Consider the following 24,752-nt stretch of genomic DNA (forward strand, 5'->3'; position numbering starts at 1 on the left):
CGGCATACAGATCACCCTCACCCCCAACCTCACCTGCCTGAGCTGGGCCCTCGACCACCACGCAGCCCCACCTAGCTGTCCGAGGATGCCGCGGTCGTCATCCTCGACAGGACCCAATGGAAATCACATGCCTACCGCTCACGCACGATGGCTGCAGGCACAGTCCGGGGAGGGTGGCGTGCGCCCCTCGCAGCATCACAACCGACATGGCGAAATACTCAGGCAGCCCCAAGTCAGGCGGACTGCGCGGATACCTGGTCGCCCGCTGCGAGCGGTGCCGTCTCAGTGGCGGTGTAGAACACGGATGTGCCCTGCTTGGTGCGCAGGGCCTGGGCCTTGGCGACGAGCCCTTCCAACGTCGTACGAATCACAGTGGTCTTGACCGTACGTTCGGGATGCTGCTGTCCTAGCGCCGTGGTGATTTCGGCAGCCGAGCGGGGCTCGTGCTGGTCGGCCAGGTGCTTGCGTACGAGGTCGACCAGCGTGGGGGAAGCCGACTGTGGGGCCGATCCCGCAGCGGCGTTCTTACCGGCCCGCTTCTTCACTGGAGCGGCCTTCTTGGCCGTGGCGGAGGCTGTCGCAGCCTTCTTGCGGGGGACCGGCACCGCCGTGACCGGCTCGGCCGCAGGCGCTGCCGGGGTGCCGAGAGCCTGCTGGAGATTCACCAGGATGGTGTGATCGTTCTGCAGGGCGGCCAACTGCTGCTGCAGGGCTTCGATCTCAGCACTGAGGCGCTCCTGCTCCTTGACGTTGCGGTCCAGGTCGCCTGCCACCTGGGCGCTGTACTGGGAGGCCAACTCCGTTGTCTGAACAGCGGTTTCGGACATGATGCTCATCCCCTTTTTGGGTGCCGCAGCCGATGGGCGACGAGCGCCCATGGCGTACGCGAAGTCGAAGGAGCGCTGCTTCGCGCCTGCCGCCTTGCACACAGCGGCAGTTACAGTGCAGATGCTTTGCTGCAGTGATAGTACGGAAGGCAATCGCGTTGTTCCCTGCCGCATGGCTGAGATGAAGGGGGCGGACGCTGCCAGCGCGGCGGGTCAGGGCGCTGGACTGCTTGCAGGACGCAGGGGGAGTGGGCGGCGCGGGCCGGGCTTCCAGTGCACGTCGTCGGTGTCTGGCTGATGGTGCCAGGCTGCCAGGATGCGCCGTGCCACCAGCCGGTCGAGCAGCTCTCCCATCTGCTGACGGGAGTGTCCGCACAGGCGGGCGACGACAGCCAGGTCGGCAGAGGTTCCGGACGCGTCGGCATGGGATGCCAGCACCAGCGCTGTCAGCCGTTCTGCCGATGCCGCAGCAGGCGGTATCGGCAGGGGAGACGGCTGCAGGGCCCAATGCGCGGCACGCCGGCGAGCGCTGCGACCGGGAGCCTGATCGAGGATCGCCTCGTCCAGCAGCCGGACATGCATGAACGCCGCCCGGGTTACGGGCAGGTCGAGCCAGCCGTCCGCAACCAGCTCCTGCCACACCTCCGCACGACGGTGCATGCGCATGCTGCGCAGCAGGCCGGCCGGCAGCCGGGCGCAGCCGTCGGTGCCCGCGCGCAGGGCGCATTGCAGGGCGAGCAGCCGGGCGGCGGGGGAGGTGATGCAACCAAGTGCAGAGGCGAGGTAGGTGAGCATCTCCCGCACCCGCCGGGACTCGTCATGGAAATGCCGCGGCGCCGCAGGGGCGGAAGCGGCAGGGCGGCGAGGGGCGAGCAGAGTGTCGGGCACCGCTGCGGTGCGGCTGGTCGCGGCGGCGCAGGCCCCGCAGGCATCGGCCAGCCGCCAGATACGGCCGCTGCGGTCACGCGTCAGCGCGAGCAGCACCGGTCCGGCGCATCCGCGGTGCCGTGGGTGCCACGCACAGCCCCGCTCACTGCACTGACAGATCCGCAGATGCCGGGGGAGAGCGTCAGCACGGGCATGGCGGGCCAGGTGCGCCAGCGCAGCGGAGCGCGCGGAAGCGGCCACGGAAAGGGGAGGACGGGCGGTGCAGTGAGGGCAGACCAGGCGGGGACCGTCCGCCTGTGCACGCAGCTCCACCGTCCAGATACGCCGCACCGCCGGGTGCGCCCCGCCGAGCCTCATGGCCTGTCCGTCTCCCGTCAGTCTTTGCCGCGATGGTGCCGCCCGGCCGAGAGCGGCCGGAGGCCCTGGCACGTCAGTGCAGACCCCCGGACCGCAAAGATCACTCCCGCCCGGGCAGATAGTGCAGAAGTCTGCACTGACAGGGCAGGGGTCTGCACCGTCGGATGGTGGGGTGACGATCTTGCCGCCCGACCCCGACTTCAACGCGCTGCGCACCGAACTCGCGCGCCTGCGGGGCGAGCGCGGCTGGACCTTCGATCAACTCGCGGACCGCAGCGGCCTGGCCCGCCGCACCCTTATCGACCTCGAACACGGCCGCACCACCGGCACTCTCACCACCTGGCACACCCTCGCCCACACCTTCGACGTCTCGCTCGAGCACCTCCTGGGCAGCCTCTGCACCGACCACACCCCACCCGGCACGCAAAGCCCCTGACTCGCCGGGTGGCCCGACGAACACGGCGCCACACATCACCCGAACCGGCGAGCCAGATAGAACACCCAGTCGACAAGTAGACGGCGTGTTCGGCACGGTTGGGCCAGCCGGGCGATACAGCCACGGTCGCATTGCCTGCTCCCGTGCCCCGCCTGGCACGGTCCCCGCATGTGCTCCCACCCCACCCCTGCACACCGTCACTGGGACGGCAGCCTCCGCATCACCCATCCTCGCCGCCCCCTGCGTGTCGCCGCCACGAGTCCCAGCCGCCTGCTGCGCACCGGCCAGAGCGGTCGCTGCCGCCAATGCGGCCACCGGATCGACCGGTACCAGCGCCCCAACCAGCAGCTCATCGCCCTGCACCCGGTGGAACTGGACACCTTCCGGATCCCCGCCTCCTACCGCTGGCACCTGAGTGGCGGCATCGCCCACCCCCACAGCGACGGCAGCGCGTGGTGCCGCATCCCGCACCACGCCCTCTGCCCGAGACACCCCCTCACCGCGCCACCCGGCCCCTACATCGAATCCCTGCGCCGCCAGCTCGCCGTCCGCACCCGCCGCCTGATCGACACAGGCCAGTTCACCCCAGGCCCTCACGCTGTCTGCGAGACAGCCGCCAGCGATGACCGACCCGCCCTGCCCGTCGTGCAGCTGCTGCTGGGCCGCTACCTCGCCGACACCCCCCTCGACGCCATCCGGTGCGTGGCCCAGACCCGCCACCGCCACCGCTGCCCCCAGCCCGTGCTCGACGCCAGCCGCCCCCGCGGCATGTGGGTCCTGCTGCCCGCCACCCCGCAGTGCGGCCAACTCGCCTTCCCCGCAACGCCAATGGCCATCTACGACCTGAGCCGCCTGCCCTACAGCGAACAGCTGCGCTGGCGAACCCAGCGCTGCCCCGTCCACGCCGCAACCTCCGGTGCCGCAGACCTCACGCCAACCGGCTGGCAGGTCTTCGACCCCCTCCTGCACACGGCGCACCTGCACACGCGACTGCCCCACACCAGGGCCACTCACGGTGAAGGAACATGACCATGCCGTTCCACGCCCTGGACGTCACGCTGACCAGAGCCCTTACGCCGGCCGAACTCCGCCGGGCCGCCCGCGTGATGCCGCTCGCCGCCGACCACGACACCACCCGCCTCCTGGCCCTTGCCCGCGCCAAAACTCCGCACAAAGCCCTGAAACAGCTGAGCAACCAGCTGGGCGGACGCCTCCCCATCGACGTGATCACCACGCACTACCCCGACCCGAACGGGCAGATCCTCCTCAACCTCGCCTTCTCACCCGCCGCGTACACCGCGCTCGAGGCAGGCGCCGCGCACGTGGAAAGACCGCCGCACCTGTTCGTACAGGAAGCAATCCACCGAGCTCTGGCCCGGCATGCCACCGAGGAAGCCGACCGCCTCGACCGGGCACTCCAGCACCTGCTCGCCGGCACCACCCCACCCCATCTCCTGACAGCTCTCGAACGGGCTCTCACCCACACCCCCGAAGGAGTACCGTGCTGAAGCCCACCGATGAACAGCAAGCCGCCGCCGACGCCTTCCACGACGGCCAGCATCTGGCCCTGCAAGCTGGGGCGGGCACCGGCAAGACCACCACACTCGCCGAACTCGCCCGCGCCACCCGGCGCCGCGGCCGCTACCTCGCCTACAACCGCGCCATCGCCCAGGACGCCCAAACCCGCTTCCCGTCCACGGTCAGCTGCAAAACCGCCCACGCCCTGGCCTACGCCGCCATCGGCCACCGCTACACCGACCGCCTCAACTCCCCACGACGCCCCGCCTGGCAGACGGGCCACGCCCTCGGCATCACCAAAGCCATCCGCATCGGCGAACGCGACCTGCCGCAGAAGACCCTCGCCAACGCCACCCTGCGCACCGTGGCCCGCTTCTGCCACACCGCCGACACGGACGTAGCCCGCCACCACGTCCCGCGCCTGCGCGGCCTCGAAGACACGAAACTGCATGCTCAACTCGCCGACCACATCGTGCCGTTCGCCCGCAAAGCCTGGACTGACCTGCAACACCCAGACGACGGCACCGTCCGCTTCGAACACGACCACTACCTGAAGATCTGGGCCCTCACCCAACCCAGGATCGACGCCGACTTCCTGCTCCTGGACGAAGCCCAGGACACCAACCCCGTCGTCGAACAGATCTTCCTCGCCCAACGCGACCACGCCCAACTCGTCATGGTCGGCGACTCAGCCCAGGCCATCTACGACTGGCGCGGCGCCAAAGACGTCATGACCGGCTTCGACGGCACCCAACTCGCCCTCTCCCAGTCCTTCCGCTTCGGCCCCCACCTCGCAGAAGAGGCCAACCGGTGGCTCGCCATCGCCGACGCCCCGATCCGCCTCACCGGCACCGACACCCTGCCCACCGACCTGGGACCCGTCACCCGGCCCGACGCAGTGCTGTGCCGCACCAACGTCGGCGCCATGGCCCAAGCGATGAACCTCCTCGCCGCCGGCCACAAGGTCGCACTGGTCGGCGGAGGCGACAGCCTGCGCGCCCTGGCACTGGCCGCCCAGGACCTCAAAGACGGCCGCCGCACCAGCCACCCGGAACTCGTCCTCTTCGCCACCTGGGGAGAACTACAGGACTACGCCTCCCACGACCCGGCGGGACGCGACCTGCAACCGCTGGTCGACCTCGTCGACACCCACGGCACCGAAACCATCCTCGACGCCGTAGCCCAGTTCGTCCCCGAACAGTCGGCCGAAGTCACGGTCTCGACCGCCCACAAAGCCAAAGGCCGCGAATGGGCCTGCGTGAGGATCGCCGACGACTTCACCCCGCCCAAAGACAGCGACCAAAAAGATGACAGCGGGCGGGCCATCCCAGGCCCGATCGAAAACAGCGAAGCCCGCCTCGCCTACGTGGCCGTCACCCGCACTCGCCAGCGCCTCGACATGAGCGGCCTCTCCTGGATCGACGATCACCCAGAGGGCAGACCCGCCAGGTGACCGTCGGCCGCCGACAGGTTTGTCCGAGTAGGAATCCAGGCGACGCCCCCGTCCTGACTGTGTTCGGGGACGTCGCCCGCTCTTCTACCGGTACCAGTACTTCACGCCACGGTGGTGGGGGCAGGTGCCCCGGAAGCTGACGCTGTAGGAGTAGGTTCCGCCTTCGCCAGCACGTGGCAGGGCGCCCGCTACAGCGGCGGCCCGTTCAGCCGCCGGATGATCAACGCCACGCAGAACACGGATGCGGGACGGGCACTCAACGGCTTCTACACCTACAACCGCGTCCTCGACGGGGCCCGGTTCCTGGTATGGATCAGGTAGACCCCAGGCGGACGAGACCGGAAGACGAAACCCCGTGAACGATGAGCCGGTCCGAGCAACAGCCCTGGTACGCGCCGAGTACCACCTCTTCCAGATCATGGACCCGCAAGGGCCCGTGGCCGACGACCTCGACGCAACCCACAGCGGGCTCGTATCCGCTGTCGGCGGCGTCATCGAGGTGGCAACCGGGATCCATACCGGCAACGTCCGTGTCACGGTCGAACCGCACTCACAGCGACCCGACCCTGCTCCGGGCTGGGAAGAGATCGCTGAGATGTCATGCCATTCCCCCTCCGGGGAAGTGCTGGTGACGCCGATGATGGACGATCCCGCTGATCTTCCCTCGCTGGCGTCCCAGGGCCCGGGTCCCTACCGGTTGCGCGTCCACGCGCTCGGCAGGGACACGGCTGTCGACGAGAGCACGGACGACGTCGTGGAGTCCTACCTGATCCAAAGCTGGCGCGCCGCCCGCCAGGACGTCCTCCTGGTGAAAGCGACCGACGACTACGGGGCCCAGGTACGAGCCCGACCGGCCGGCGACACCATCGTCATCGACCACGAGGGCTCACCCGACACTCAGACAGGCCGGGAACGCGACATCTTGCGCCGGGCCGGACACGGCGACTACTCCTAACCCGCTTCTAGGGACGTTCGGTTGGGGCGGCCTCATACGGCTGCTCCAACCGAGGCCAACCACGCCCGACAGCAAGTGACGTGGCAGCCGTCTGACGCGCCCGCAACGATTGTCGGCTGCATCGGGTTGCAGCTCCCACCGCGCCGAGGGATAGAGGATGAAGCTGGAGCAGTCGGACGGCCTGCTCTATGTCCGCTTTGACGGTCCTGCCCAGCTGGGTCGGCTCAGAGTACGACTCACGATCCGTGACGACTTCGACCGTTCCCTGGTGCCACCGGACGAGCACAGGTCATCTGGGGCCCTTACCGGTTCAAGTCTGGACTCGACGGTGCCGACCCCACTCGGCCGGAGCATCCCACCGTTCCCGTGGGAGGCAGGCGATCGGATCAGGCTGGGCTCTGGACCCTTCTGTAATGACGACTTGGTACGAAGAAGCTGATGGTGAACAGCGCTGGCGGCGGCAATATCGGAACGCGACGATCAGGCTGTGGGCGGACTGCGAAGCCGAGGGCACAAGCCATGGCGGCTCGGTTTCCGAGTTACTCCGGACAGCCGGCGGGCGCAGACGGGCCGCACCGTCGGCAGCTGAGACTGCCCCACGCGTCATTGGGCGCAACGGATTATCCGCCAACGTGGCAGCTCCGTCTCGCTGTCGCTCGATCTCCTCACGCGCGTGAGACCCAGGCATGACCATGAGTGCATGCCTTCTCGACGCCCTGCTCAGATGCTCGCGGCCCACATTCGGTCTGTCCTGGGTGAGGACCCGTTCCACCCGCCCGGAGGCTGGATACACATGGGGGCCGTTATCTGCGACGCCAGCTTCCACGCGCGGCGCAAGTACCAGTCGACTGTCCTGCCGCGGCTTCTGCGGCTGCAAAGGATGTGGCCCGATGCCGTCACGGTCCGCGGCTTTCGGGCACGGATCGCCGCAGAAGACCTTGCCGTCGCTATGAACTTCAACGCCCCCAGCAGGGTCGCGACGGCCCACGCCATCACCGAACTGTTGATCGCTCGAGGTGTCGACACTCGTGATGACCTCCATACGTGGCTTGACCACCGGGACCATCGTGCCGCTCTGCGCATGGTGAAAGGAGTGGGCCCGAAAAGCGTGGACTACATCGGCAACCTCGTCGGCCGTTCGCAAGTCGCGGTAGACGTACACCTGCGTGCTTTCGCGGTCGATGCTGGTGTCGGGCTCCTCGGGTACGAAGAGCTGCGCACCGCATACGAAGAAGCAGCCGCTGCGCTCGGGTGCGAACCGGGCGGACTGGAGCACGCCGTATGGAGGTTCAAGTCACGGGCCGGCAAGTAGAACTCCGCGACAGGCCACCCACTCGACAGATGTCCTCAGCATCTGTCTGCCGTCCAGGAGTACCGGGCAGCCTTGGCTCGGTCGGCTCGGCCCCACGGGGCGAGGCCGTGGTAACCCCAACGAGGTCGGTTCTCTGCCGCCTCCCTGCCTACAGCCTCGTCGTTGACAGGCGTATCCAGGAGTGAACCGCCTCCGGCGCCCCTCACGCGGCAGTTCTGTGCAGGGACGTCCCGTGGTGTTCTGCGCGTCCGCCCAGCTAATGCGCCCTCCTCAAAGCTGGGAACAAAGTCGGAAGCTAAATAGGTCCTAAATTATGAGCCCGAATTATCCTTCCGAATAGTGGAGGCGGACGGACAGTACGGAATATTTGCCGGAACGAGCCGTCAGGTGCCAGTATTTCCACGCCGTCCCGGACTCTCGTAGCGCAGGCGTTGTTTCCTGACGGTGGCCGCGAGGTGCGTTCGACAACAAGGAGGATCTGTGGACATTCATTACGCCGTCGGGTCACAGAAGACCGGGAATGGAGCAGAGAGCCTGCCCGCTCATGCGCTGCGGCGGCAGGAAGCCCGTTCGCTGGTCAATGCTGGAGCGATGAAGCGGATCGCGTTGCAGGAAGCCATCTCCATGGTCCGGCTGGGGGTGGCCGACCATGTGTGCATCGCACGCGAGGAGCATCTGAAAGACCCCAGGACCCGGGCTGTCGCCTGCGCGGAAGCTCTGGCCTCGGGGGCTTCGGTCGCCATCGGGGGAGAGCCGGTCACGGCTGATCGTGGGCCGGCCGGTGTACACGCTCGGGACTGGGAAACGGCCTGGGATGCGACCCGTGAACGGCACCGGCTGCTTCCCTCGGCCACAGGCGGCCCGGAGAAGGGCCGCGCATATATCTCGCCCGACTGGCCAACTGTTGAAGAATACGCGCGTCTGGCACACAAGCTCATGAACGAGATGGGATATTCCCTGGCGAAGGTTGCGGGCATCCTGGAAAATGTCGACCAATACGACCGTCCTGCGGCGTGGTCGAAGCAGGGGATCGATAGAATTCTCTGGGAAAAATGCGACGGTGAGCGGTATCCCCGCTACTACTACCCTGAGAAGTCCGGCGCCACCTCACGCCAAGCGGGACGCCTGCACCTACCCGGAGCCAGCCTTCATGTGATGGCGGTACTGGGCGATGAAGGCGCGGAAGCAGAAGCAAGGAGGTTCGACGCCGACCTCGCCGAGCCGCACCACCTCGTTTTCCCAATCGACCCCGGACACCCGGAACGAGGCATGCCCAAGATGATGCAGAACGTCATGGATTACGGCATTTTCCGCACGCTCTACGTTGCCAGGCCCGACGCGGTCTTCTCCTCACGGATGCAGCGCAACGCGGTATACGACCTGGCCCTCTTCCGCGGTGCGCAAGTAGTGGAGAACGGCACCCGGATCGATCCCGGGAAATGCCACCGGCTTCTACGTGAGGGAACCGAACTGTTCGCAGCCCTCCGGATCCGAGACAACAACACCGTCGTGGAGGAAACCCGTTCGCTTGCCCACGCCCGGAAGGCAGCGACCGAACTGCGCAGCCAGGGCTACTCAGTCCGGGAGATTGCCGCCGAGCTCGACGAAGAAGCGATCCCAACCTCGAGTGGCCGGGGAAAATGGAGTCCCAGCACAATCTCGGACTTGCTGAGCTCCAAGCAGTAGGCCGACCCGTGAGGAACCGAGGCCACCGAGGCCGTCCCGAACGCCAACGCCGAGCGCTGGAACGGCTCCGCCGTCAGGCAGGCGTCGTTCTAACTCTTCATGCACAACACCGAGCCCGCGAGCTGGGCTTCCATGAAAGCGACGTCCTTCGGTGCGTGATCGCACCCGAGCAGACCTACAGCAGCGGCCCCCGCTATCCCCCCGGGCGGCGCACTTACCAACGACTCGACTGCGCCTGCATCGTCGACACCACGGTCGGCGTAGTCATCACCGTGTTGCTCCGCCAGCCGCAGCTGTGGCACCACGGAGTCCATACCCGCAACACCGTGCAAATCCTTTCCCCGGCGACAGTCTCACGAGCTGCAGCAAGTTCTTCGCCGCCACCCCTGCGCAACGACGGTGCCGCCCAGCATTCTCACCAATGCCCGCAGACAGCGCGGACCTACGCAAAGGGATCTTGAGGCACGCACAACCGTTGTCCGGCACACGGCCGGGCCAGTGAGGCTGGCGGTGAGCACGTTCAGGCGCTGCGCCGCGGCTTCCGCCCTGTCGTCTTCTTGGCTGATTTCTTGGCGGGCTGCTTCTTCGCCGTCTTTGCGGTCGTCGTCTTTTTGGCTGCGATCTTCTTCTTGGGCAGGTCGTGGACTGTGGCGTCTTCGCCTCGGGACTTGCGGGCCTTGGCCACGGACTCCTTGAGCGCGGCCATCAGGTTGACGACTTGTGCCAGCGCCTCGGGCTCCTCGGTCGTGGGCGGTTCGCGGTTCTCCCGTTTGGCGTCGATGAGCTGCTCCACCGCTTCCGTGTACCGGTCGGTGAACTCCTCGCCCTGAAGGTCGTCGCGGGTCAGCCGGTCGATGAGCTGTTCCGCCTGGGCGATCTCGTCATCGGTGAGGTCCACCTCGTCCGGTTTCAGCTCGGCGGGGTCGCGGATCTCGTCGGACCAGCGCATCGCGTGCAGAACGATGACGTTGTCGCGGGCCCGCAGCAGACCCAGCCGCTCGCGACCGCTCCAGGCGTACTTCGTCACGGCCACCTTCGACGAGCGCTCCAGGGCCTGCCTCAGGAGTGTGTAGGGCTTGGCCGCCACCTGACCGTCGGGCTCCAGGTAGTAGCCCTCGCCGATCTGGATCGGGTCGATGGAGTCCAGGGGCACGAACGCCTCGATCTCGATGGCCTTCGCCGTGGGCAGCGGTATCTCCCGCAGCTCCTCGTCGAGCACCGGAATGATCGTGTCCTTGCCCCACTGATAGCCCTTGCCGATCTCCGACTGCGCTACCTCGCGGTCCTCGAGCTCGCAGATCTTGCGGCTCCGCACCCGGCCCATGTCCTCCAGATGCACCTGGTCACGGTGACCAGGCCGAATGAGATGGCGCCGGACCAGATGGGCCGGGGCATGGGAGACCCTCTGCGACAAGCCCCGAGGCCTTCAGCCTAGAAGCAGTCGCAGGTCAGGGCGTGACGGCGACGGCGGCCTCTCCCACCCGTGGATCGTCGTCCTCGCAGAAGGGTGCGACGTGCGAGTGGAGCGCCGCTCGCGCTGCCCGCGCTGCGGCCAGGTCCTGCGGTGCCCCGAGCTGCTCTGTGGCGTCGTCCAGGCGGGCGACCGAAGGGTTGGTAGAAGCGGAACAGCTGTGGCACGCCGAGCGAGAGAGCGGCCAGGCCCACCCAGATCAGCGCGGTGAGCTCGCCGAACAGCAGCCGCGAACGCGGCCACCCAGTTCAGGAGTTCGGCGCGCAGTGGTCGCTCGCCCTCTCTGCGCTCCCACCGGGCCACGGCGAGGGTGCGTGGATCGTTGAGCAGGGTGGCGATGATCAGGGCGGCTGGGGCGGTCGCGGGGAACACGCGCCTTCGATGGAGGAGCAGCTGGTACAGGTTTCCCACTGCCCTCACCCGATCTCCTGGGTCGGCAGCGAGCATCGCGGCGAGAACGCCCGACGTGTCGGGCACGCTGTGCCGACCCGTGCAGACGTGCGGTAGCTCTTCCCCGTCGGTACCGGTGAGTGCTGCGCGCGCTCTGGGCGGCAGGGTGCCGGCGGAAGCATTCCGAGGTCGCGCGGGGGTCTCGTGATTCACGTCCGCAGTGTTCCAGCCGGGTCCGACATCTGCGGGCGGCGCCTTGGAGACGACCGCAGTCCAACGCTGCTCCTGCTGACGATCGCAAGACAGCCATCCGCTCTCTCCGCAAGCGGACCGGCTAGCTCGGGAGATCGCCGCTCGGATCCCGTCAGAGAACTGACCGCTGTGCCGCCTGGTTTGAGGCCTTGCACACTGGGCCCCGGGCCGGCAGCAAGCGCGGAGCGCCAGCGAACCAAATACCCGAGGGCACGGTCAAGAGCAGGCTGCACACGGCGGTCCGCGCGCTGCGCGTCCGCCTGCACGAGGCAGGATGGCGGGCGTAGCCCGAGCTGCCCAAGCTCGCCGCTGGTCTGGAGATGACCGGCATGCTCAGATCCGGAGCATGCACGTGGCCGGGATTTGCCCGCCCCGCCCCGCACCACACGCCACACGGAGCTGGCGCCAGAGGAGGGCTTTGAGCTGAGGCTTGTAGGGTCTGGGCATGTCATTGGTGAGTGCTCAGGGCGAGTTGATTCGCCTGTGTGGGAGGGCGGGGCTCAGCGGAGGTCAACGGACTTTGCTGGAAGCCGTGTTGGTGGCTGGTGATCCTGTGTCGGTTCTGACTCGGCACGTCGGCTGTGAGCTGACGGGGGTGGTGACGCTTGCTCGGGCGCACTCTGCTTTGGAGTCGCGGGCTCGGCCGGGCCGGGTGAAGGCGCAACCCTTCGCGAGCCTCGCGTTCGGTCTGGTCGAGGCCGCACTCGAAGAACTGGAGCGGGTCCGTCTGCATGTGCCGGCGGGCCGCCTCGATGCAGCGGTGGCTGCGCTCAACTCGATTGCAGCAGGCGGCGTGGGCGGCGTGGAAAGTGTGGCGGACTGCCGGGCGAAGGCCACGCTCGTCCAGTCTGCCCGAGCGGACCTGCGAGCCGCGGTTATTGCAGGGCTTGCGGAGGTGTGGCGAGGAGGCGTGACACCGGATGCCGGGCAGAGCCTTGCGCGTGAGATGGCGGCCCTGTGCGTGATCGAAGGCCGCCAGCACCACTTGCTCGACGCCGAGGTGCGCGCAGCGTTGAGCAGGGGGCGTCTCGACGCCGATCAACTGTCTGGGGTGTTGCTCCCTGCGAAGCGCGAAGTGCGCGTGGCCGTGGTGGTCGAAGGGACCTCCAGGCTGGAGGGGCTGGGCGCTCTGATGGATCCGACCTGCGTGCCTTCGGTGGTCTTGCCGGGTGATCCCGTGGTCGGATGGGGCCGGGGCGCGTTCGACCTGAAGGCGCTGGTCGAGATGGCCAGACACGCGTCCGACGCGCGCCGCGCTTGGTCCCGGGAGCAGGCGGGCGGCCAGGTCGTGCTGACCTTCACTGTTTGTGCCCGGGACGTGGGTGGTGCCGCGCTCCTGGGTCGGCAACGAGCCTCGGAACTGCTCGACCAGTATGTGGCGGGCCAGCGGACGTCGGAGATCCGGCTGCGTCCTGAGACGCTTGCATTCGACCCGGTCGCGCGCCGAATCCTGCGGCTTTCCGTGCCCGTTCTGGGGGCGCGGCCGGTGCGGCCTCTGACCATGGGCTGGCCGTCCGCACTGCGGGAAAGCCTGCGCACCGCGCACATCGCACGGGTGACGGAGGCGCCCACCACGGCCGCAGGGTTGTGCTGGGCCGCGCTGGAAGCACTGGAGGTGAAGGTGAAGCCCGACAGCGTGAGCAAGTTGGCGCGGGCTCTGAGTCTCCAGGCCGTCCGTCAGCAGGTCGTCGACCTTCATCAGCGGACGCGTACTGCCGTGGCGGCAGAGGTGGCGGCCGTGCGCGCGGCACACCGTGACGCTCGGGCCATTGCTGACAGGCTGGAAGCTGTTGCCCGCGAGGCGTCGGGCGAGCACGCCGTGACCGTGGCGAGGAAGGCGGCTGCGGCACGGGCCGCCGCAGCCGAATGCAGTGTCGCGCTCGACGGGGCACGAAGGGCTGAGGCACAACTCAAAGTGCTGGACGCACGGACCGGGGTCGGCAGCGACGGTGTGCTGCGCAGGCCCGACGACTGGCTGGACGCGCTGTCGCCACCCGCCGATGCGGATCCGGCAGTGCAGACAGCCGCCGACGCTCTTGCCGACCTCCTCGACTTCCTCAAGGGGGAGACTGCGGTCCGGCTGCACGAATGGCGTGCCATGCTGGCCGATCCCGTCTCCCTTGCCGCGTGGATCGAGAAGATCGCGAAGCAGTTCAAGACGAGCCTCGACTGGCTGTACGTCATCCGGAACACAGCCTTGCACGACGGTCAGTTCGTGTCCGCTTCCGATCTCCTGGACGTCCACTCGGGTCGTGCTCTGGTGGACATGACACTGGAGTTCCTCGGCAACTGGTTCCAGCACGAGGACAAGGCCGCCCCGGAACACGTCGCTTTGCCGGCGATCCGCGTCATCGGTCACCTGGCGCAGCGTCAGGAAGAGGTCCTGAGTAGGCTGCGCGGCGGTAGCCGGGAGGGGTGGACTGTGGCCCGGCTCACGAGTCCCACTTCCACGGGATGGGACCGGACTCGAGCGGCGTGATGCGGCCGAGCGGGAGGGGAAAGTGTCCTCCGTCCCGTTGCCGGATCGTTGATCCGGCAACGGGACGGAGAACGGGAGTGCCCTAACCAATTGGACGAGACGCCCTAAGGCGCTGGGGACTTGAACCCCAACTTCTCCCTGTGGGCCGACGCGATGGCGAATCGCCGCACCTGTCGTGCTTCGGCCCTGATCGCTACATCATACGTTCGCGTCCCCGTGCGGCAAGCGCATGGCTGACGGTGCACTCGGAAGCCGGGATCGGCGCGGAATCGCAGGTCTACGTTGGTCTCGTGGGCGCGATGAGCGTGAACCTGCACCTCGGCGAGATCGGTGGCTGCCGACAGGCTTGGGCGACGGCTGAGGGCCGCGCTGAGTGCAGACGGCCGGCACACCGTACGGGCCTACCAGTTGGTCAGATCGACGAGGAGATCGCAGTGCGGGTCGTCGTCCGGCGCCAGCTGCCGGTACTGCTCTTCCTCGACGAGGGAGGATATTGAAGCGATGAGCGCGGTGGCGGGGGTCTCGGTGAGGCGGATGTCGGCGCCGATGATGCCGGGCCGGTCGGTGCGCTGTACGTACAGGCGCAGCAGCCCGTCGCCGTGCATCAGGAAGCCGATCAGGAAGGGGTTTTCGTCGTTGCCAGGGCCCGACAGTGCCTGCACGACGGTGAGCGCTCGGCCCTGTTCGGGTTCCGGGTCCGGCGTGATGTCCTCCGGGCGGAGGCGAATGAGCGTCATCCCCATGACCTCATTCACATCGCTGCTGCTGTAGAGCTGAGGTCCGCTCAGGACCGTACGCAGCAGGCCAGGAACGTTGTACGGGGTGACTATGTCGTTGGGGATCTCGTAGAGGAAGCCCCGGGCGTTCTCATCGTCCCCGGCACGGATGGCGATGCGTACGGCGCCGGGTGCGGGCAGCACGCCGCGCAGGCGGCAATACTCGGCCACCGGAGCGTTCAGGAAGTACAGCAAGCGGCGCGTGACGTCCGCCTGCTGCTCGCGGTCTTCAGGGTCGATCACGGATGCATCCATGCGGGGCATGTGTTGTTTCGTTGGTTGTGGCAGAAAGCGTTGATGACGCCGATCTTCTGTCCCCTGCTGGCGTCGTACAGCCCGTCTTTTAGCAGGGCCAGCAGGCTGCCGCCCAGCGCGGCGAGAACGGAGATGCAGGGTCACGCGGCGATGCGGTGCTGGGCGAGCTTGGCCAGCATGACGTGGTTGGCTTCCCAGCCGTCGGGGAACTTGGCTGGCACGGACAGATGGACGGGGTCGGTGGAGGGGTGGCTGTCGAGGAGATCGGCGATGCCTTCACGGGCGACGACGATGCATGCCTGACGGTGGCGGGAGGCGAGGACACACAGCCGTCCGGCCTCGAGATGGAACGCGGTGGCGTCGCGGCGGCCGGACAGCGGGTGGACGACGATGACGACTTCGAACTCGCGGCCCTGTAGTCGGTTTGCGGTGTCGACCGCCACGCCCGTCGCGCTGGGGTTGCCGGTGCGGACGAGGGCTGCGCGGACTAGATCGGCCTGATCGCGGTGGACAACGCCGATGGCGATGTCCCCGGCGGACAGGTCATGGCCGTCGGGGTTGCGTTCGCAGGTACCGACCGCGCCTCGGGATAGCAGCCGGTCGGCGAGGTCCGCGGCTGTCTGGATGGTTTCGGTGTCAGTGCGCGGGACATGGCGGCGGGGCAGTTCGTGCAGGGCCCAGCCCGTGCTGAAGGCTGTGGCGAGGGTCTCGTCGAGGCGGGTGCTGCCGAATCTTGTGGTGCTGAACTCCAGGGAGCGGGTGCCGGCATCGGTGCCGGCGGTGAAGTTGGTGAAGGGGTAGAAGGCCTCGGCGATCGTGGGGGCGGCGGAGGCCGGCAGGCGCCAGGACACCGGCAGCCGGTGCACGGGGATGTGGGGATTGTGCTCCAGCATGACGCTGACACCGTTTTGCGTCGGGTCGTGCGGCAGCCCAATCCAGCGTTCCGTGCCGACGATCGTGAACGGGTCCAGCTGGCCCGGATCGCCGACGAACAGGCCGTGGTCGAAGCGCTCGACGATCTGCAGCAGCATGTCCGAACGCATCTGGTAGGCCTCGTCCAGGATTGCCCAGCCGAACGTGCTGTCACGGATGGTGGCCCACTTAGCGGCGGTGCCGACGATGATCTGGCAGCCGGTCAGGTCGTCCAGGGTGCGTCCGATGGTGGTGTTCGTCAGTGCGCTCAGGGCTGTGGGCGGGCTGTAATCGCCAGCGCTCAGGCGGCCGAGGGAGATGCCGGGATGGGTGTTGGCGAGTCGCTCGATCAGATCGTCGACCTGGTTGTTGGTCTGGGCGACGATGATCGGGCGCTCGCCGCCTGCAGTGAGCTCCTGGGCGGCGCGGACCACGAGGGTGCTCTTCCCGGCGCCGGGCGGGGAGTCGACGACGACGGCTTGGTGACGGGTCTCGGCCAGGTCGGCCAGGATTGCCGCGGTGGCGGCGCTCGCCGCGGCTGGGGCGGTGGTGCTGTCAGTCCTCATGTCCCCACTCCTCTGCGGCGGCGTTCTCGGGTACGGCTGGGGCGTCAGGTCCGTCCGGGGCGGCGCTGTGCGTCCACGGGGTGTGATCGGGGTCCGGGAAGTTCGGCTTCGGGCGCCAGCCCGGATCGGGAAGGTAGGCGATGTCCTGGTCCAAGACCGGTACGGATCCTGACTTGGGGGTGCGGGCGCGTCCCATGCCAGCGGTGACCTCCACCGTGACGAGGGTCGTGTCGCCGTCGGGAAGGACGGAGACGATGACGGCCTTGTGGCCTTTCGGCATGGACGGACTGATCAACTTGGTACCGGCGGCCAGACGCAGGGGGTCGCTCGTGCGGACCGTGACGTGCGGACGTGGCACCGGCCTGTTCTTGACCACGACCCGGTCGGGCTCGCTCGCCACGACCGTTCCGGCGAAGGCCTCCCCACCGCTGCGCCGGTCGGCGAGCACGAACGGGTCATCGAACGCTACGGCGGCCTCGAAGTCGGCCAGTGCACTCTCCAGTTGGCTCAGGCGCCGTGCCGCGCTGATCGCGGTGTCCCGCTTGCGTTGCGGGAGGCCGCCGTCGTCCCGGTAGTCGGAGTAGCTGGTGAAGAGTCGGCAATCGCGGTCGACGCGCGCGGCGTTCTGGGGTGCGTCGGGAACGGACCGCAGTATCGAGACGGCCTTCCATATCAGGCGCCAGGTGGGCTTGGTCTGTTCGGCGATCAGCTCGGTCAGCTCGGTTTGGGCGGCGGCCAGCGCGTGCGGATCGCCGAGTGCGTGGGCGGTGTCGAACCGCTTGATCGCGGGCGCCAGGTCGCGGTTGTCGAACTCCGGGGAGGTCGTCGGCCCCGCCGGCGGGCAGACGTCCGGGTTCTCCGCCTCTTCCAGAGCCTGGGCGACGCTCACTCCGGGCGGAGGGGCGATCCACGCCATGAGTGAGGCCAGGTTCTGGTCCTCCAGCGAGCTTTGACCGGTTGCCCAGTGTTCGGTGAGCATCGCGGTGAGAGGCAACAGCATGGAGCTGCCAGCGATCTCGGCCGTGTCGACCAGGAAGGTCAGCCACATGCCGAACTCGGGGACGACGTCCGGCACGGCGTAGGTGCCGGACGTCGAGCGGAAACGGCACATGCGCCCGAGGTCGGCGAGAGCCTTGATGCCGCCGTGGTTGGGGACGAGGATCTGCGGCACGTCGGTGTACCGGGACCGATCGCCTTCGCCGCGGCGGTCCTGGCGGTAGGAGTCGATATAGTCCATCACGGCCCGGCCCAGCTCGGCGGCGAACGCGAACCTCTGGTCCCGGTTGCGGGGCTGGGGCACAACCAGCAGGGTCATGTCCCTCTTGGCGGTGCCGACCATGGCCGCCAGCGGGGCCCCGGCCTCCCCGGCCATCGTCAGCGGAATGATGACCAGCGGACGGTCCGACAGGCGGTGGTGGCGGAATACGGTCCGGGGCACCGCCGCCATGGAGTCCATCGCCTCCACGTGCGCCATAGCCGACAGCATGCTCATGCGGCACCCCCGTACATTGCGGTCAACTCAGCACGCAGCCGGGCGGCGTGCCGCAGCGCGGCGGCCGTGTCGCTCTGGTCCGCGGTCGGCGTCAGCTGCCCCCGGGCCAGTCCCAGGGCCATCGTCGTGGTGTCGATCCCGCCGAGCTGCTCGCGTACCGCAGGGCCGAGTACGTCAAGGGAGGCATCCGCCCGGGCGCGGGCGCGGCAGAAGAAGGCCATCTCGCAGTGGTTGAGGCAGTCCGGGCGGTACGTCGCGGGCACCTTCTCCACGGCCGCGACCAGTTCTTCGGTCGGGCGTTGGGGCCGCCGGTCCTTGTCAAGATCGAGGTCGAAGGTCAGACCCTCGGGCAGCAGGTCCACGAGGTCGCTGACACGCTCGATGCGGGCCAGCTGGCGGGTCAGGGCGGCGACCTGCTTGCGAGCGTCCACGAACGCCGCGGTCGGCCGGTTGGTGAAGTCCTTCGGCGCGACCAGCACGACAGTCCCGGCTACGGCCTCCGGGCCGATCCCCTCCTTCGCGAGGAGAGCACGCAACGCGATGATGTACGCGCACGCCTGCGTCGTCGCCGCCCGCACCTGCATCGGGGCGGCCTGCCCGTCGATGATCGGGAAGCTCTTGATCTCGACGACGTAGAAACGGCCGTCGATACGGAAGGCGACCAGGTCCGGCTCCAGGAACGCGTCCTCGCCGCCGACCTGGAGGTGCAGCATCGGGTGGTCAAACAGGGTGCCGTCACCGGTTCCCCGGGCCGCCTGCAGCAGGACCTGGGCGGTGTGATTCCTACGGGTTTTGTTGTCGCCGGCGCCGCCGACCTCGTTCAGGTCCAGGTACGCCACCTCGGGCAAGGTCAGGCCCAGGGTCTCGCGCAGGACACGCAGGAGTTCCGCGCACCCGTTGTCCTTCACCATCGCCTCGAAAGCATTGCCGCGGGCGAAGGCGAAGGAGGATTGGCCGAAGGGGGACGAGTAGCCGGTGCGCGCGGCGATCGCGGCCTTGTCGGACCCGGAGGCGTCCAGCAGGGCGCGCAGCGTGCAGCGCGGGTTGTTCTCCAGGGCGGCCAGCGACCGGGCGCTATAGGGCCGCCGTGGTCCGGATCCGCGCAGCCCGTTCAGACGGTCGTCGACGTGTGCTTTCACGTGGTAGAGATCCTTGCGGGGGAGGGGACGGGGTATCAGGCCCGAGCCCGCAGCAATGTGACGTTCTGCGGGGGTGCGCCGAACAGTTGCTGGGCCTCGCCCAGCGATGTGCGGGCCTGCCGTGAGGCCTCGGCCCGGGTGGCCCGGTCGGCGGCGAGGTGCACGTCCAGCTCGGCTTGGGCGGCGGCGATCACCTGCTGCGGGTCCAAGGCGCTCTCGTTCTCGGGGACGCCCCTCGGAATTGCGTCGGGGATGTTCGTTGCGAAGCGCCACAACAGCCGCAGCGCCGCCGGGCGGGGCTCGCTTCCCGTGGACGTCGCGGAGGTGTGGACCGCCTCAGCGATGCGGATGGCGCCAGTGAGGAAGTCGACACGCGGGGACAGCGGGCCGATGATGCGCTGTTCCAGCGTCCAGGTACTGATGGTGACGAGCGCTCGCACCGGCGTCAGCAGGTCGTGTGCCAGCGCCGGGCAGAGATAGTACGGGCGCGCCCCGGGGCTGGACTCGTAGGAACGCATCTCATCTCGGCGCAGGCTGGACAGTTTGGACGCCGACAACTCACCCAGGAAGAACGCCTCGTGCACACCCACGATCAGCTTGGGAGCGGCCGGCGTCCCGAGCAGCACCAGGGCCCGGTGGACGTGCTCACGTGCCGGAAGCTGCGATCCGAACGCCGCCGGCGGTACTCCTGCCACAGTGCGCATCGGGGGCGCGGGTACCGGGTCCCCGATGTCGATCAGGGCGTCCCAGGCCCGCTCGGTACGGCGGAGCTGCGCCCGTAGGTCGCTGGCGCGCTCGCTGTCGCCTGCGGCAGAAGCGGCGCGGATCGCACGGCGCAGGCTGCTGATGCTCTTCTCCAGGGCGTCCAGAGGATCACTCATGCCACAGACGTTACCAGAGTTCCAGAGTTTCCAGTCTTCTTCCTGTGTTCCCGTGTACAGTCGGCGCCATCGAAGCCCACCCGGCCCTCCTGGAGACACCCGTGACGGGACGCATCTTCCACACCTCCGACTGGCACCTGGGAAAACCGCTCGGCCGCCATCGACGCGACACTGAAGTCGACGCCGTCCTGGATGAGATCATCGACATCGCCGACGACTTCGCCCCCGACCTGATCGTGCACAGCGGCGACCTGTTCGATTCCTCCCGGCCGGGACTGGACGACCTCCGCCGCGCCGCACAGGCCCTGCGCCGCCTCGGTGAGATCGCTCCCGTTGTCGTCGTCGCAGGCAACCACGACACCCGCAACGTCCTGGCATTCCTGGAATTCATCCTGAACGGCACAGACGTCGGCACATGCGAACAGGCCCGGGTCCGCTTCGCCACCGACGCCCGCCCCGGCGGCCTGCTGGTGGCCGACTACCCAGCCCAGGAAGGGGAGTTGACGCTGCGCATCGGCGCGCTGCCGTACCTGCACCCAAACCGGTTCGCCTACGACTTCACCGACCCCGCCCTGACAACCGCGACCTACGCCGAGCGACTGCGCACCGTTCAGGCCGACGTCTACCGCCGCCTCGCCGCAGGACGCGACGCCCGCGACGTCCTGGTCTTCGCCGCCCACCTGTTCGTCGAAGGAGCCCTTCCCTCCTACTCGGAACGAAAGATCTCCATCGCCAGCGAATACGCGACGGCCGCCGCCGACCTGCCCAACGTCGCCTACGGCGCCCTCGGCCACATCCACAAACCCCAGCGTGTCCAGCGCGCCGGATACCCGGCCCACTACGCCGGCAGCCCACTGCAGATGGACTTCGGCGAAAGCAGCGACACCAAGAGCGTGGTGCTGGCCGAGGTCGGCCCCAACGCCACGCCCCGCATTGATCCCGTTCCCCTGACCTCCGGCCGCCGCCTGGTCCGCCTGGAAGGCACCCTGGAAGAGATCGCGCAACGCGCCGCGAGGGTCAACGACGCCTGGGTGAAGGCGGTAGTGGACGTCGAGATTCCCGACCCGTACCTGCCGGACACCCTGGCAAAAATGCTGCCGCGGGCAACCCTGGTCGCCGTCGACGAACGCCGCGCCGGAGCCGCCGAGAGCGTGCCAGGCCAGCAGGAGGCTCCCACCGAATTGCCCGGCATCGAGGAGTTGCTGCGCGACTACCTGCGCGGCCACGGAACCACCGGACCGGCCCTGGACCGTGCCATGAACGCCCTCGCACATCTGCAGGCCGAACCCGACCTCGACGACCCGGCACCGTGCTGCGAGGAAATCCTGCTGACCGCGGCCATCGACGGTCGGCCGCTCGACGGCCTAGACCGCTCCGGCCTACTGCCCGGCACCGACATCACCGCAGCGGAGACGACGCGATGAAGCCCCTGACGCTCACCCTCACCGGATTCCGCAGCTACCCCGGCCAGGTCACCGTCGACTTCACCGGAACAGGCCTGGTCGGCGTCGTCGGTGACACCGGAGCCGGCAAAAGCAGTCTCCTCGACGGCATCAGCTATGCCCTGTTCCGCAAGAGTTCCTGGAGCGCCACAAAGCCCGGACAGCTCATCGCCGACGGTGCCCAAACCATGAGCGTGGACCTCACCTTCCTGCACGAAGGACAACGCTGGCACGTCCACCGCACCATGCACGCCACCAGCCCGAACGCCGGCCGGCACCACCTGAGGAACCTTGACACCGGCGAGGAGACCGACAACGCCGGTCCCGTCGACAACCGCCTCGAAGCGGTGCTGCAGATGAGCTACGAGACGTTCCTGCGCGTGGGGCTGTTGCCGCAGGGCAAGTTCGACCAGCTCCTCATCGCGGCCCCCAAAGAACGCGCCAAACTGCTGCGGGAACTGTTCGGCGCCGAGTCACTGGAAGCCATCCAGCGGACCGCTGCCCGCCAGCGCGAGACGCTCAACGGCCTCCTGGCGGTCGCCAAGACCAAGCGCGAGGCCATGCCGGACGACCCCGAGCAGGCCGCCGATCAAGCCGGGGCGGCCGCCGTACAGGCCGAAAACCGCGCCGAGCGCCTCAACGCGGCCATCGGCCGCATCACCCAGCTCCAGAAAGAAGCCTCCACGGCCCAGGCCGCCACCGCAGGGGCCACCGCCGCTGCGCGCACGCTCTCCGCGCGCGCCGTGTCCGACGCGGTCACCCTCCTCGAGGCCCTCGAACCGGTCGCCGCCGACATCGCCGCACGAGGTGAGACCCTGAACCTCCAGGCATCCCGGGCTGCGGAGCAGGAAAGCGACCTGACGGATGCGATTGCCACCGTGGACGCGAAAGGCGAAGGCCAAGACGCACTCAGCAAGGCCGCAGTGATCCTGGAAACCCTCGCGGCGGATGCCGAGGAGCACCGCGGCGAACGCGACCGGCTCGCCCAGCAGAGCGAACAACTCGCCAGCGAAGACGCGGCCATCGCCCGTACCGAAGAAGAACTCGCCGAACGCGCCGCACAAATGGAACCGTCGGCGCACAAGGCACGTGCCGCCGCCCAAACGGCCAAGAAAGTGCGCCAGCAGGCCGCCGATGCCCGCACCTATCTGGCTGCGGCCCTCGCTGCAGCCAGCCGACTTGCCGACGCTGTCCGCGGCCAGAGCACCGCGACGAGCCGGCATCAGGCCGCTCTCGAACGGTGCGGCGAGCTGCAAGAGGCATACGCCGAAGCCGAAAGGAACCGAGACGCCGCTCAGGAGGGCGTGGAAACGCTGCAGCAACGCGACCAGGCCGCCGCGATCGGCGCCGACCTGCACGGCGGCGACGACTGCCCCGTCTGCCTGCGGCGACTCCCGGACGGCTTCGTACCGGCACCCGGGACAGATTCCGCCGAACTGACCGAGGCAAGAAACCGACTTACCCACGCGAACCGTGCCCAGAAGAACGCCACCAACCAGCTCGCCCGGGCCCACGCCGACACGGCGGCGGCCGAAACAGCCATCCGCGACCGGGACACGGAGCACGACACGGCGCACCAGGCTGCACGCGAGACCGCGGCGACGGCCAGGAGCGCCTTCAGTGATCTCGCGACCACGGCCCCCGCCGGCCACTTCGACGACGCGGCGGCGGTGGCGACACTGACCACCGTCACCGCTGCCCGGGTCACTCCTGCCGCCGACGGCTCCGCACACCACGAGGAGCTCCTCGAGCGGGACATCGCACCGATCACCGACGCGCTCACCGCATGCGAAGACGCGGCCGAAGCCGAAGCCGAGAAACTGCGAACCGACGTGCACCGCCGCACCGCCCGGATCGACATGGACCGCGCGACGCTCAACGAGCGCAAGAAATCCCACCGACGCGCCGTCGACGGCCACCAGACCGCTCTTTCGGCACACACCCGCGCCGCGGCCAAGACCACCCTCGCCCTGGCCGCGCTGCCCCTGCGGATCCGGGCCATGCTGCCCCATGATGCGATCGAGGTGACTGCCGATGCGGCGGCCACCGCACTCGAGGCCGTGGCCGCCCGGCAGACCGCACTCCAGGAGCTGTCCGACCAGCGGGAAGCCGCACGGCAGGAGAAGAACGCCGTGCTCGGCCGGCAGCGCGCCCTGGACGAGGAGGCCCGCACCGACGTAGACCGCCCGCTGAACGAGCTGCGCGGCAACCTGGACGCCTGGGCCCAAGCCGTCGCCGACGCGGTCACCCACCTCGATGCAGCCGAGGCATGCCCCGCGCCGCAGGCCCCCGCCACACCCGGGATTCCCGCCATCCGACGGTTTGCCGCCGAACTGGCCATGGTCACTGCGTCGTTGACCGACAGGCTCGCCGAGCACGCTGACGCCGCCGCCCAGCACGCAGCGGCTGCGACGGCAAGCCTGCGAGAACAGACGTCCGCACTCGACGACGTCGATGGGTTTGACGCCGCCACCGACCTGACGGCAGCAGATGCCCTGCACCCCCTCGTCGCGGCCGCTGCCCAGGCGGGCATGGAGGCCACGGACCAGCGGTACAAGCAACGAACCGCACAAGACATGATCAAACCGGCCGCCGACCTCGACCTCGCCGTCACCGTCGGCACCGCCCGGGCCCAAGCGTTGGACGTACTGCGCCGGGAACTGGTCGACGCCAAGTTCCTGGCCCATCTCACGACGCTGCGCACCAGCGCACTGCGTGACGTCGCCAGTGACCTGCTCGGCCAGATGTCCGACGACCGGTTCGGCTTCGCCGACAACTTCGACATCATCAGCCGCACTTCAGGGGTCAACCACCCCCCGAACCGGCTGTCCGGAGGAGAGAAATTCCAGGCCTCGCTCGCCCTGGCGCTGGCGCTGGCCGAACTGCACTCCCGCAGCGGCTCGAGCCTGGGCTCGCTGTTCCTCGACGAAGGCTTCGCAGCACTGGACTCGGCCGCACTGGACTCGGCCCTGGAGGTGCTGCGCGCCCGGGCCGGCGGCGACCGCCTCGTCATGGTGATCAGCCATCTGCACGCCGTCGCCGAGGCCGTCGATGCGGTGCTGTGGGTGGAACGAGGGACCACCGGGTCCAGCACGCGCTGGCTGACCCCGGCCGAGCGCGACGACCTCGTGCAAGCCGACCTGGCCAGCGGCCTGCAGACCCTGACGCAGTAGCGGTGCCGGACGGGCCGGGGCGCGTGAACCCACGCAAAGGCCCTCTAGCCCGCGGACACCCCGACACGCCACCCTCAAATTTGATCGTCGTG

General features: G+C 68.5%; 17 protein-coding genes and 1 pseudogene. 10 read left to right on the plus strand and 8 right to left on the minus strand.

Going from position 1 to position 24,752, the window contains the following annotated elements; genetic code table 11:
- Window positions 1-233: 233 nt before the first annotated feature.
- Complete coding sequence (locus tag AB0C62_RS37285; RefSeq protein WP_362980974.1) at window positions 234-836, minus strand: hypothetical protein; 603 nt, start codon at window positions 834-836, stop codon at window positions 234-236.
- 204 nt (window positions 837-1,040) lie between these two features.
- Window positions 1,041-1,811 (minus strand): hypothetical protein, encoded by a 771-nt coding sequence (locus AB0C62_RS37290; protein WP_362980975.1) that lies wholly within the window; start codon window positions 1,809-1,811, stop codon window positions 1,041-1,043.
- Between the two features lie 433 nt (window positions 1,812-2,244).
- Between AB0C62_RS37290 and AB0C62_RS37295 the strand changes: the two genes are divergently transcribed.
- The 7 genes from AB0C62_RS37295 to AB0C62_RS37325 all read left to right on the plus strand — a co-directional run bounded on the left by AB0C62_RS37295 (window position 2,245) and on the right by AB0C62_RS37325 (window position 9,432).
- On the plus strand, window positions 2,245-2,508 hold the full coding sequence (locus tag AB0C62_RS37295) for a helix-turn-helix transcriptional regulator (RefSeq protein WP_362980977.1): 264 nt from the start codon (window positions 2,245-2,247) through the stop codon (window positions 2,506-2,508).
- 168 nt (window positions 2,509-2,676) lie between these two features.
- Window positions 2,677-3,537 (plus strand): DUF6083 domain-containing protein, encoded by an 861-nt coding sequence (locus AB0C62_RS37300; RefSeq protein ID WP_362980979.1) that lies wholly within the window; start codon window positions 2,677-2,679, stop codon window positions 3,535-3,537.
- A 2-nt stretch (window positions 3,538-3,539) separates the two neighbouring features.
- On the plus strand, window positions 3,540-4,016 hold the full coding sequence (locus AB0C62_RS37305) for a hypothetical protein (protein ID WP_362980981.1): 477 nt from the start codon (window positions 3,540-3,542) through the stop codon (window positions 4,014-4,016).
- On the plus strand, window positions 4,013-5,479 hold the full coding sequence (locus tag AB0C62_RS37310) for a UvrD-helicase domain-containing protein (RefSeq protein WP_362981028.1): 1,467 nt from the start codon (window positions 4,013-4,015) through the stop codon (window positions 5,477-5,479). The genes AB0C62_RS37305 and AB0C62_RS37310 overlap by 4 nt, the downstream gene beginning before the upstream one ends.
- Before the next feature lie 355 nt (window positions 5,480-5,834).
- Window positions 5,835-6,434: a hypothetical protein gene (locus tag AB0C62_RS37315; protein WP_362980983.1), complete on the plus strand. Its 600-nt coding sequence runs from the start codon at window positions 5,835-5,837 to the stop codon at window positions 6,432-6,434.
- Between the two features lie 793 nt (window positions 6,435-7,227).
- A complete protein-coding gene (locus AB0C62_RS37320) occupies window positions 7,228-7,746 on the plus strand; it encodes a hypothetical protein (RefSeq protein WP_362980985.1) in 519 nt (172 codons plus the stop codon).
- A gap of 480 nt (window positions 7,747-8,226) precedes the next feature.
- The gene (locus AB0C62_RS37325; protein WP_362980987.1) at window positions 8,227-9,432 is read left to right on the plus strand and encodes a recombinase family protein; all 1,206 of its coding nucleotides are present in this window, start codon (window positions 8,227-8,229) and stop codon (window positions 9,430-9,432) included.
- A gap of 520 nt (window positions 9,433-9,952) precedes the next feature.
- Here AB0C62_RS37325 and AB0C62_RS37330 read toward each other — a convergent pair.
- A pseudogene (locus AB0C62_RS37330) lies at window positions 9,953-10,827 on the minus strand (Ku protein).
- 1,238 nt (window positions 10,828-12,065) lie between these two features.
- On the opposite strand from AB0C62_RS37330, the gene AB0C62_RS37335 reads away from it, so the two are divergent.
- The gene (locus AB0C62_RS37335; RefSeq protein WP_362980989.1) at window positions 12,066-14,024 is read left to right on the plus strand and encodes a hypothetical protein; all 1,959 of its coding nucleotides are present in this window, start codon (window positions 12,066-12,068) and stop codon (window positions 14,022-14,024) included.
- Window positions 14,025-14,425: 401 nt separating this feature from the next.
- Here AB0C62_RS37335 and AB0C62_RS37340 read toward each other — a convergent pair whose 3' ends face one another.
- The 5 genes from AB0C62_RS37340 to AB0C62_RS37360 all read right to left on the minus strand — a co-directional run bounded on the left by AB0C62_RS37340 (window position 14,426) and on the right by AB0C62_RS37360 (window position 20,045).
- Window positions 14,426-15,043, minus strand: coding sequence for a hypothetical protein (locus AB0C62_RS37340; RefSeq protein ID WP_362980991.1), 618 nt, complete (start codon window positions 15,041-15,043; stop codon window positions 14,426-14,428).
- 152 nt (window positions 15,044-15,195) lie between these two features.
- Complete coding sequence (locus tag AB0C62_RS37345) at window positions 15,196-16,533, minus strand: AAA domain-containing protein (protein WP_362980993.1); 1,338 nt, start codon at window positions 16,531-16,533, stop codon at window positions 15,196-15,198.
- Window positions 16,523-18,025, minus strand: coding sequence for a hypothetical protein (locus AB0C62_RS37350; RefSeq protein ID WP_362980997.1), 1,503 nt, complete (start codon window positions 18,023-18,025; stop codon window positions 16,523-16,525). The genes AB0C62_RS37345 and AB0C62_RS37350 overlap by 11 nt, the downstream gene beginning before the upstream one ends.
- Entirely contained in the window at window positions 18,022-19,164 is a 1,143-nt protein-coding gene (locus tag AB0C62_RS37355) for a hypothetical protein (protein ID WP_362981001.1), read from the minus strand. Before AB0C62_RS37355 ends, AB0C62_RS37350 begins: the two co-directional genes overlap by 4 nt.
- Window positions 19,165-19,199: 35 nt before the next feature.
- The gene (locus AB0C62_RS37360) at window positions 19,200-20,045 is read right to left on the minus strand and encodes a hypothetical protein (RefSeq protein WP_362981003.1); all 846 of its coding nucleotides are present in this window, start codon (window positions 20,043-20,045) and stop codon (window positions 19,200-19,202) included.
- Window positions 20,046-20,146: 101 nt separating this feature from the next.
- Between AB0C62_RS37360 and AB0C62_RS37365 the strand changes: the two genes are divergently transcribed.
- Entirely contained in the window at window positions 20,147-21,469 is a 1,323-nt protein-coding gene (locus tag AB0C62_RS37365) for an exonuclease SbcCD subunit D (RefSeq protein WP_362981005.1), read from the plus strand.
- Window positions 21,466-24,660, plus strand: a complete 3,195-nt coding sequence (locus AB0C62_RS37370; protein WP_362981007.1) for an AAA family ATPase — start codon at window positions 21,466-21,468, stop codon at window positions 24,658-24,660. Before AB0C62_RS37365 ends, AB0C62_RS37370 begins: the two co-directional genes overlap by 4 nt.
- The last annotated feature ends 92 nt before the right edge of the window (window positions 24,661-24,752 follow it).

This window comes from Streptomyces sp. NPDC048643 (genome assembly GCF_040650615.1).
Taxonomy (GTDB): domain Bacteria; phylum Actinomycetota; class Actinomycetes; order Streptomycetales; family Streptomycetaceae; genus Streptomyces.